The organism is Cellulomonas sp. EB106-03-03-XG116 (genome assembly GCF_058792015.1).
Genome location: NZ_JBYTEP010000078.1, coordinates 1 through 2,553 on the forward strand (window position 1 = coordinate 1; position 2,553 = coordinate 2,553).

Annotated in this window: 3 protein-coding genes; 1 reads left to right on the plus strand and 2 read right to left on the minus strand. The window is 76.2% G+C overall.

Translation table 11 applies throughout. The features are described 5' to 3' along the window. Positions 1-73: 73 nt before the first annotated feature. The gene (locus AC3WUG_RS18285; protein ID WP_492328968.1) at positions 74-673 is read right to left on the minus strand and encodes a DJ-1/PfpI family protein; all 600 of its coding nucleotides are present in this window, start codon (positions 671-673) and stop codon (positions 74-76) included. Between the two features lie 42 nt (positions 674-715). After that, complete coding sequence (gene nadA / locus AC3WUG_RS18290; RefSeq protein ID WP_492328969.1) at positions 716-1,927, minus strand: quinolinate synthase NadA; 1,212 nt, start codon at positions 1,925-1,927, stop codon at positions 716-718. A 75-nt stretch (positions 1,928-2,002) separates the two neighbouring features. Between nadA and AC3WUG_RS18295 the strand changes: the two genes are divergently transcribed. Further along, positions 2,003-2,553 (plus strand): glycerate kinase (locus AC3WUG_RS18295; protein ID WP_492328970.1); only part of this gene is annotated, 551 nt, incomplete at its 3' end.

Genomic DNA, 2,553 nt, shown 5'->3' on the forward strand with positions numbered 1-2,553 from the left:
CTCCCCCTCCTCTGCTCCCTCTCTTCCCCCCCCCCCCCCCCCCTCCACTCGTCTCCAGCCGGCGAGCCGGGTCTCAGACCGGCGGGGCCGGGTCGTACTGGATGCCCCGGCGCACCGCGCGCGCCGCCTCCGGCGACTCCAGCCGGGCCACCAGGTGCAGCGCCATGTCGATCCCGGCCGACACGCCGGCGCTCGTCACGACGTCGCCGTCGTCCACGAACCGCGCCTCGGTGTCGACCAGCACGCTCGGGTCCAGCTCCACCAGCTCGTCGAGCGCGGCCCAGTGGGTGGTCGCCGGCCGGCCTGCCAGCAGGCCGGCCGCCGCGTAGACCAGCGCGCCGGTGCACACGGACGTCATCAGCGCGGTCTCCCGGCGCAGGTCCCGCACCCACGCGAGGTGGTCGTGGTCCCGGGCCAGGGCGCGGGTGCCGCGGCCGCCGGGGTGCACCAGCACGTGCAGCGGGCCGACGTCCTCGCGCGCGGCGTCGGGCACCAGCCGCAGCCCCTTGGCGCACCGCACGCCCGAGCCGTCGGCCGAGAACGTCACGACCTCGGGCCGCAGCGCGGAGTGCGCCGCCCACGCGGTCAGGACGTCGAACGGCCCGACCACGTCCAGCTCCTCGGCGTCGTCGAACACGACGATGCCGATCCGCAACGGGTTCCCGGTGCTCACGAGCGTCCCCTCCCGACGGCGGTGGCGTACCGCCCCAGCGTGTCAGTACCCGGGCAGCGCCAGCATCTGGTCGAGCGCGACCCGCGCCCAGTGCGCGTCGTCCGCGTCCACGACGATGCGGTTCGGCACGCGGCCGGCGACCAGCGACTCCATCGCCCACACCAGGTGGGGGAGGTCGATGCGGTTCATGGTCGAGCAGAAGCAGACCGTGGAGTCGAGGTACGAGATCTGCTTGTCCGGGTGCGCCTGCGCGAGCCGGCGGACCAGGTTGAGCTCGGTGCCGATCGCCCAGGCCGACCCCGCGGGGGCCGCGTCGAGCGCCTTGATGATGTACTCCGTCGACCCGACCATGTCGGCGCCCGTGACGACCTCGTGCTTGCACTCGGGGTGCACCAGCACGGTGACGTCGGGGACCGCGGCGCGGACGTCGACGACGTTCTGCGCGCTGAACCGGCCGTGCACCGAGCAGTGCCCGCGCCACAGGATCATCCGCGCGTCCCGCAGCTGCTGGACGGTGAGGCCGCCGTTCGGCTTGCGCGGGTCGAACACGACGCACGCCTCCAGCGGGATGCCGAGCTCCAGCACCGCGGTGTTCCGGCCCAGGTGCTGGTCCGGCATGAACAGCACCTTGCCGGTGCCGTCGACGCCGCCGACCTGGTCGAAGGCCCAGCGCAGCGCGACGTGCGCGTTCGACGACGTGCAGACGGTGCCGCCGTGCCGGCCGGTGAACGCCTTGATGGCAGCCGTCGAGTTCATGTAGGTCACGGGGACGGTGTCCCCGGCGACGCCGGCCTCGACCAGCACGTCCCAGGCGTCCTCGACCTGGTCGATCGCGGCCATGTCGGCCATCGAGCAGCCAGCCGCCATGTCGGGCAGCACGACCTGCTGGGCGTCGGAGGTGAGGATGTCGGCGGACTCCGCCATGAAGTGCACGCCGCAGAACAGGATGAACTCGGCCTCGGGCCGGGCGGCGGCCTCGCGGGCGAGCTTGAAGGAGTCGCCGGTGACGTCGGCGAAGTCGATGACCTCGTCGCGCTGGTAGTGGTGGCCGAGCACGAACGCCCGGTCGCCGAGCGCGGCCCGCGCGGTGCGGGCGCGTTCCACCAGGTCGGGGTCCGAGGCGGCGGGCAGGCCGCCGACGCACTCGACGCCGCGCTCCGACGCGAGGTCGCGGCCCTGGCCGAGCAGCAGCAGCGCGGAGGACGCGGGCTCGGCGAACGTGGTCCCGGGGGCGAGGAGAGTCACGCGCGGCATCATCCCACAGCGGTCCGGGGCGCTGACCAGGACCGGGGCGGGTGGGGGACCGCGCCGGCGTGCGAGGATCGCGCCGTGCACGTGCTCGTCGCCCCCGGCCGGTTCGACGCGCGCCCGGGCGACGGCCCCGGGCCCGCCGCGTCCGCGGTGCGCGGGGTCGCCGGCCCGTCCGTCGCGGCGGGCGCCGACCCCTGGCCGGTGCTCACCGCGGACGAGGCCGTGGCCGCGCTGACCGCCGGCTGGCTCGAGGCCGCGCCCGGCGACACCCTGGTCCCGCTGCCGCTGTCCGACGGCGGCGCGGGGCTGGTCGACGCGGTCCGCGCGGCGCGCGGCGGCGAGCTGCTGCCGGTCACGACGACGGACGCCCACGGCGCGGTCGTGCCGGGCGCGGTGCTCGTCGTGGCGGAGCCGGGCGGCGGGCGGACCGCGTACGTCGACGGGGCGCTGGCGCTCGGCGCCGGCGACCCGGGGGCGGTCCCGCCGGGGGCGACGACCTCGGCGGGGCTGGGCACGCTGCTCGCGGCCGCGCTCGACACCGGGGCCGGGCGCGTCGTCGTCGGCCTGGGCGGCCGACGGACCGTCGCGCACGACGCGGGCGCGGGCCTGGCTCTTCTCCCCATCTCCCA